Origin of the sequence: Candidatus Pelagibacter communis (assembly GCF_001179945.1) — a bacterium.
GTDB lineage: Bacteria > Pseudomonadota > Alphaproteobacteria > Pelagibacterales > Pelagibacteraceae > Pelagilacustribacter > Pelagilacustribacter ubique_A.
The window spans coordinates 1-7,591 of record NZ_CVSG01000096.1 but is presented as its reverse complement, the minus strand read 5'-3'; the positions used below and the strand labels follow the sequence as shown (position 1 = coordinate 7,591).

Below are 7,591 nucleotides of genomic sequence, written 5' to 3'. Positions count from 1 at the left end.
AAAAAATTTATAAATTCTTTTAAATTTTTTTTATCAAACAATGGTGATTTTCTTTTGAGAATTATTGAAAATAAGGAATTTAACAACTTGTATTTAAATGCAAATGAAATTGTTCAATTTGGGTGGAAAAAAGAGGCAGTGCCTATCATCTCAGAAAAAAAGTCAATATTAGCAAGATTATTCAATTACTTATTTGATTAAATTTTGTTTTTTTTAGAAACATTAGTTGTTTTAATGGAAACAGATTAGTTATGTATAACGTTGTGGATGTTAAACGTATACCAACAAACCATTACAAAACCAATCTCTTTTAGAGGCATAGGTCTGCATTCCGGGAAAAAAGCAGAAATGACAATTTATCCAGGGATAGAAGATCAAGGTATAATATTTAAGAGAGTAGACTTGCAAAAGGATAATGTAATTTTGGCAAATTATAAAAGTGTTTCATCCGCAAGATTGTGCACAACTTTAGAAAATAAATCTGGTACAAAAGTTTCAACAGTCGAACACTTACTTGCAGCTCTTTATGTTTCAGAAATTGATAATGCTGTAATCGAGATAGACAGTGAGGAAGTTCCGATCATGGATGGTTCAGCTAGAAATTTTGTAGAAATATTCAAAAAAACTGAACTTAAAACTTTAAACAAAAAAAGAAAATATCTTAAAGTTTTAAAGAAAATTTCTCTAAATGATGGTGAAAAAAATATTTCTATAGAGCCTAATAATCAGTCATTCGAAGTAAATTTTAAATTGAGTTATAAGAATAAAATTATCGGAAATCAAAGTAATAAAATAAATTTTCAAATTGATGATTTAAAAGAAATATGCGAGTCAAGAACCTTTTGTTTATTTGAAGACATCCAAAAAATTAAAAAAATTGGTTTGGCAAAAGGTGGTTCTTTGGAAAACGCACTCGTAGTTGATAATGATAAAGTGCTAAATGATCAAGGATTGAGAAATGAGAAGGAATTTGCAAATCATAAAATTTTAGACTTAGCTGGAGATTTTCTTTTGTCAGGTTACAGAGTTCTTGGTAAAGTAAATTGTTATCAAGGAGGCCATGCTCTTACAAATACGTTTTTAAAAAAACTATTAAATGAGAAACTATCTATATCAGTTCTTGAACTTAAAGATGATGTTGTCTCAAAAAAGATCGACAATTCGCAATCAATTAAATTAGCTGCAAGCGCCTAGAGAAAAATTTTAACATATTATTTTAATTTTAATCTGTTATTAATTCAATATGTTTAAAAAAATATCTATAATTGTATTTTATTTAATCATATTTAGCGCTTGTTCAAAAAATGATAAGGAAATTATTTATCAACCATTGGAAAAAAATAACCCATATGAGTTGTATAAAGAAGGCCTAGCTGCATTTGAAATTAACGATTTTTTTTTCGCAAATAAAAAATTTTCAGATGCGGAATTAAATTTTGAGCAAGTAGAGTTTGCAGCGAAATCTGCAATTATGTCTATTTTTTCACTTTACGGGTTGAACTTTTACGAAGAAGCTACTGAAAATTTAGACAGATATTTTAAAACATATCCTGCAGATAAAAATATAATATACGCGCATTTCCTTCAGGCAGTAATTTATTTTGAACAAATTAGTGATGAAAAAAAAGATTTAAAACCTTTATTACAAGCAGAAGAAAAAATAAATTTTTTTCTCGAAAATTATCCAAACACTGAGTATGCAATAGACCTAAAATTTAAAAAAGATTTAATTCAAAATCAAATTGCTGCTAAGGAACTTTATGTAGCAAAGTATTATATTTCTATAAAAAAATGGATACCTGCAATTCAAAGACTAAAAATTATTATAAATAAATATGACAAAACTATTTTCGTTGAGGAAGCTCTCCATCGTTTAGTAGAAATTCATTATCATCTTGGTTTAGAAAATGAGGCAAAAAAATATGCTAATATTTTAGGATATAATTACAATTCTAGTCAATGGTTCGAACAATCATACAAAATTTTAAATAAAAATTATGAATTTACTAATAATAAAGTAATTAAAAAAGATGATAGTTGGTATAAAAAAATTATAAAAAAAATTAGATAAACTAAATGATAAATAAAACCAATGTCACAAAAAATTTTAAAAAAAAAATTAATGAATTAAAAAAACATAATAAGCTCTATTTTAATAAAGATAATCCAATTATATCAGATAAAGAATACGATGAGCTTAAAAAAGAAATTATATATTTACAAGAGAAATATAAGTTTTTAAAAGATTTAAAATTAATTGAAAATTTAGTTGGATCCCCACCAGAAAATAAATTTAAAAAGATCAAACATTTAAAGCCAATGCTCTCACTATCCAACGCTTTCGATAAAAAGGATATGATTGATTTTATTAAAAAAATTAAAAACTATCTAAATTATTCTGAAAATCATATCGAGTTTTACTGTGAGCCAAAAATAGATGGAATTTCAGCAACATTGGTTTATGAAAACGGAAATTTAGTCAAAGGTCTTTCCAGAGGAGATGGGATCACTGGTGAGGATATTCTTGCAAATCTTAAGACAATTTCAGAAATACCAAAAAAAATAAAAGGCGATAACATTCCTAGACTGCTTGAAATTCGGTGTGAGATTTATATAGGTAAAAAGGATTTTTTTGAGATAAAGGAAAAATTTGCTAATCCAAGAAATGCTGCAGGAGGGTCCTTAAGACAAAAAGATCCACGAGAAACTTCAAAGATACCTCTTAAATATTTTGCCTATGGTTTCGGTGCGATTGAACCAATGGTATTTTCAAATCAATCAGAATTTTTATCTAAAATATCTAACTGGGGTTTTTCTGTAAACCCATTATCAGAAATCACTAGAAATATTGATGAAATAGAGAAAAAACATAATAAAATTGACTCACAAAGATCTTCTTTAGATTATGATATTGATGGATTAGTTTTTAAAGTAAATGATTTAAATTTACAAAAAAGATTGGGATCTACATCCAGTTCTCCAAGATGGGCTATCGCTTATAAATTTTCAGCAGAAAAAGCAGTAACAAAAATTAAAGATATTGTTATTCAAGTAGGTCGAACTGGTGCAATTACACCTGTAGCAAAAGTTGAACCAGTCACAGTAGGTGGTGTTGTTGTATCTAATGCAACATTACATAATGAAGAAGAAATTCAAAGAAAAGATATTAGATTAGGTGACACTGTGCTAATTCAAAGGGCAGGTGATGTCATTCCGCAAGTTTTAAATGTTGATACCTCAAAAAGAGGTAAAAGTAGTAAAAAATTTATTTTTCCCAATAAGTGTTTGTGTGGTTCAATTACAATTAAAGAAATAAGTAAAAGCACTCAAAAAGAAGATGCAGTAAGAAGATGTACAAAGGGATATGATTGTAAATTCACAGCAAGGGAAAAACTTAAACATATTGTATCTAAGGAAGCATTTAATATCGATGGTTTAGGGAAAAAAGTGATAGATCAGTTTTGGAATTTAGGTTTGATTAAAGAGCCTAGCGATATATTTCAATTAAATTACAAAAAAATAAGATCTTTGGAAGGTTGGGGCGAATTATCTGTAGAGAATTTAAAAAAAGCAATAAATAAATCAAATAATATAAGCTTAGACAGATTTATTTACTCAATAGGTATAAGACATATAGGCCAAGAGAATGCTAAAATTTTGGCGTCTTTTTTTGTTTCAATTGAACAATTTTCTAATTTGTTTAAATCCAAAAATAGAGAGTCAATTTTAAAAAATTTAGTTGATTTAGATGGAATAGGGCAAACACAAATAGAGTCAATTGAAAATTTCTTTTCTGATAGTAAAAATGTAAAGATAGTTTTAAACTTAATTAATCAATTAAGTATATCTAAAATTGAATTAAAAAAAAAATCAGGAATTTTTTCTGGTAAAAGACTGATGTTTACTGGAGGATTTAAAAAGATAAGTAGATCTGAGGCAAAAACGATCGCAGAAGACAAAGGAGGAAAAGTACTAGGCTCGATATCAAAAAAACTAGATTTTTTGATAGTAGGGGACTCTAAACCTACAAAAAAAAAAATAGATCAAGCCAAGAATTTAGGCATTAAAGTAATTACAGAAAAAGAATGGGAAAAAATTTTAAATAGCTGAGCAAGCATTTTTGAGATCTAATATTTCACTTTTATTCATCGCACCTTTTAGGCCATCAAATACTTTTTTATGATATTTGTTAATCCATTTCTTTTCCTTATAATTAAGAATTTCTTTATCGATTAGATCTTTATCTATTGGAGCAAGTGTCAAATTTTCAAAGTATTTTCGATTATTCTTTTTTTTTACATATATTAAATTTTCAATTCTGATACCAAATTTATTTTTTTCGTAATAACCTGGTTCGTTTGAAATGACCATACCTTCTTGAAGTTTAATTTTGTTGCTTTTAGAAATAGCATGTGGGCCTTCATGAACGTTAAGAAAATAACCAACACCGTGTCCGGTTCCATGAGAATAGTCTAGACCTATTTGTTTTAAAAATCTTCTCGCTTTAGTATCAATTATTGATCCAGATGTACCATTTTTAATCTTGAAATCAGCAACTGCAATATGACCTTTAAGAACTCTTGTAAAAATATTCTTTACTCTTTTATTTGAATTGTTGAGCGAAATTGTTCTAGTTACATCTGTTGTTCCAAATTCATATTGCCCACCAGAGTCTACTAGATAAATTTCACCATTTGAAAGAGTTCTATTTGTTTTTTTTGTGGCTTTGTAATGAATTATTGAACCATTCGGACCTGTTCCTGAAATGGTAGGAAAACTTAAAAATTTAAATTTTTTGTTTTTCTTCCTAAATTGGTAGAGCTTATCAGAGCCACTGATTTCAGTAATTTTTTTCTTTCTGAAATTTTTCTTAAGCCAAAAAAGATATTTTGTTAGGGCAGCTCCATCATACTTATGTGCCAATTTTATATTTTCTATTTCTTTTTTTGTTTTAATTGCTTTAAATGAATATATTGGATCTTGCAAATCTAACACTTTATTTCCTTTTAAAATTATATTTTCAAAGTATACGGAGCAAGTATTTTTATCGATTATAAATTTTTTTCTATTAATTCGAGAGAGAATCTCACTAGTAAATTTCAATTCTGTAAAGTTTATATTTTTAAATTTTCTTCTTAAAGATAAAGATATTTTTCTTAAATCACAAAAAAAATTCACTTTTTTGTATTTATCAATTAAGATATAGCTTTCTGGAATAGGGGAATAATCTGAGTCTTTTCCTCTTATATTAAGTAACCAAGCGTTGTTTTCACTCGCAGTAATAAAATGAAAATCCGCACCGTTATTTTTAAGATAAGAAGCCACTTTATTAATTTTAGACTTATAACTTTTACTAACTGAACTACCCGGAAGAATATAAAATTTTTTCTTATTTTTTTGAATTTTTCTTTTCCAAATCTCATCTACTAAATTTTTATTTAACGGTTTAAATTTACAATTTGTTCTTTCAAAAAATATTTGAATAGTTTTTTGCGTAAGCAATTTAGGATCAAATCCAATTAAGTATTTTTTATTTTTTAAAATGTCAAAAGGCATTTGTTTTGGAAAAGTTATTATTTTGAAAAAATCTCCACTTTGTTTTTTTGCTTGTAGTGAATATCTTCCGTCAATAAATAAATAATTCTTTTTTTTTAAAATTAAAGAAAAACCGTAAGAGCCCGAAAAGTTACTAATATAATTTAACCTATCATTGTAATCAGGAACGTACTCACCAAAAAACTCATTATTTTTTGGAATTAAGTAACCATCAATTTTTTCTCTATTTAAAATTTTTCTTAATTTACTTATTTTTTCCATTTCAGCATTTTATTTTTTTTATACCTGTCCCAGCCAGGGCTTCTATAGTCTTCATTTAAGTCTGAGAAATTGTCTTGATTAAACTCAAATTCATCGTTCTCAATTTCACTTATTTCATTTTTTTCAACACTTTCATCAGGTATTTCATTAACAAATCTTGATGGCAATGAGTCCATCCAATCCCCATGATATGATCTTTTCATTGCAAAAGATAAATAAGCTTCTTTTTTAGCTCTTGTAATCCCAACGTAAGCAAGTCTTCTCTCTTCCTCTAGAGCAAAGTCTCCTTTTTCCTCTAAAGATTTTTGATGAGGAAATAGCCCTTCTTCCCAACCTGGAAGAAATACAACATCGAACTCCAAACCTTTAGCCGCATGCATTGTCATCAAATTGATTTTAGCTCCTTCCCACTCTTGATCTATTGAGGTAGCCAAAGCAACATGCTCTAAGAAATCTTGTAAGGTGTCGTAATCTTGCATAGCTCGTAATAACTCTTTTAAATTTTCTAATCTATTTTCATTTTCTAAATCTTTTTTGTTTTTGAGCATTGATGAATATCCTGACTCATCTAATATTAATTTGAGTAAATCAGTATGCTTCATACTAAGCGAGTCTTTACGCCATTTTTGAATCATCTTGATAAGTTGATTAAGTGTAGTTTTAATCTTTGGCTTAAATTCTCCTTTTTCAATAATTTTAATTATAGAGTCCTCTAAACATAATTTATTTTTTTTCCCAAAATTGTAGATTAGATTAAGTGTGCTTTCTCCAACCCCCTTTTTTGGTGAGCCAATAACTCTTTCTAAAGCCAAATCATCAAATTTTTGATTAACGATTCTTAAATATGAAACTGCATCTTTTATTTCTGCCCTTTCATAAAATTTTATACCTCCTAAAACTCGGTAACCAATACCGACTTGAAGAAATCTTTCCTCAAATTCCCTTGTTTGATAGATTGCTCTGACTAAAATCGCTGTATCGTTTAATGAATATTTATTTTTAATTTTTTTTTCAATTATATCGCTTATACCCTGCGCCTCATCTTTTCCTGTTCTATAACAATTCAGTTTTACCAGCTCACCCTGAGTTGTCGACGACCATAATTTTTTACCGACCCTATTTGAATTGTTTGATATTAAATTCGAAGCGGTTTCCAATATATTTTTTGTTGACCTATAATTTTGTTCTAATTTAAAAACTTTACAGTTTTTATAAATCTGATCAAAAGTGAGAAAATTTTTAATTTCAGCACCTCTCCAGCTGTAAATTGACTGGTCATCATCTCCTACACAGCAAATATTTTCTTTTTCATTGACCAGTAAATTTAACCATTTGTTTTGAATAAAGTTGGTATCTTGAAATTCGTCAACTAATATATATTTAAAGTTATTATTATAAATTTCTTTAATATCCTTATGATCTTCAAAAAGTTTCACACAAAATAAAATTAAATCTCCAAAATCAAAAGCGTTTAAATCTTTTGTTTTATTTTGATATATTTCATAAATTTTTAGTATTGATTTTAAAATTGAGCTTGATTTTTCAAGTTTTACATCTTTAGGCAATAAACCTTTATTTTTCCATTGATCTATATGATATAAGATTAATTGAGGAGAAAATTTCTTAGCATCCAGATCCTCAGCCTTAGTTATATTCCTTAAAAGCTTTTTTTGATCGTCTGTATCTAAAATAGTAAAATTACTTTTATAACCAAGAGCCTCAGCATGTCTTCTTAAAATCTTTACACTTATTGAATGAAATGTTCCAAGCCAAG

General features: G+C 27.4%; 6 protein-coding genes. 4 read left to right on the top strand and 2 right to left on the bottom strand.

What is annotated here, in order from left to right; all coding sequences use genetic code 11:
• From AMN78_RS04225 to ligA, 4 genes are all read left to right on the top strand, one after another.
• Positions 1-201 (top strand): hypothetical protein (locus AMN78_RS04225; RefSeq protein WP_218836550.1); only part of this gene is annotated, 201 nt, incomplete at its 5' end.
• Positions 202-267: 66 nt separating this feature from the next.
• Positions 268-1,194 (top strand): UDP-3-O-acyl-N-acetylglucosamine deacetylase, encoded by a 927-nt coding sequence (lpxC, locus tag AMN78_RS04000; RefSeq protein ID WP_075534287.1) that lies wholly within the window; start codon positions 268-270, stop codon positions 1,192-1,194.
• Positions 1,195-1,243: 49 nt separating this feature from the next.
• Positions 1,244-2,071, top strand: coding sequence for an outer membrane protein assembly factor BamD (locus AMN78_RS03995; protein WP_075534286.1), 828 nt, complete (start codon positions 1,244-1,246; stop codon positions 2,069-2,071).
• A gap of 5 nt (positions 2,072-2,076) precedes the next feature.
• Positions 2,077-4,110 (top strand): NAD-dependent DNA ligase LigA, encoded by a 2,034-nt coding sequence (gene ligA / locus AMN78_RS03990; RefSeq protein ID WP_075534285.1) that lies wholly within the window; start codon positions 2,077-2,079, stop codon positions 4,108-4,110.
• Here ligA and AMN78_RS03985 read toward each other — a convergent pair.
• Both AMN78_RS03985 and AMN78_RS03980 read right to left on the bottom strand, forming a co-directional pair.
• Positions 4,099-5,817 carry an aminopeptidase P family protein gene (locus AMN78_RS03985; RefSeq protein ID WP_075534284.1) on the bottom strand — a complete coding sequence of 573 codons (1,719 nt, stop codon included), beginning with the start codon at positions 5,815-5,817 and terminating at the stop codon, positions 4,099-4,101. The two genes, ligA and AMN78_RS03985, sit on opposite strands and share 12 nt — an antisense overlap.
• Positions 5,805-7,591 (bottom strand): ATP-dependent helicase (locus AMN78_RS03980; RefSeq protein ID WP_075534283.1); only part of this gene is annotated, 1,787 nt, incomplete at its 5' end. The genes AMN78_RS03985 and AMN78_RS03980, both read right to left, overlap by 13 nt.

What these genes read in the sequence shown, in the direction of transcription:
- ligA (WP_075534285.1), top strand. Translation starts at nt 2,077, where the DNA reads ATGATAAATAAAACCAATGTCACAAAAAATTTTAAAAAAAAAATTAAT.
- AMN78_RS03995 (WP_075534286.1), top strand. Translation starts at nt 1,244, where the DNA reads ATGTTTAAAAAAATATCTATAATTGTATTTTATTTAATCATATTTAGC.
- lpxC (WP_075534287.1), top strand. Translation starts at nt 268, where the DNA reads ATGTTAAACGTATACCAACAAACCATTACAAAACCAATCTCTTTTAGA.
- AMN78_RS03985 (WP_075534284.1), bottom strand. Translation starts at nt 5,817, where the DNA reads ATGGAAAAAATAAGTAAATTAAGAAAAATTTTAAATAGAGAAAAAATT.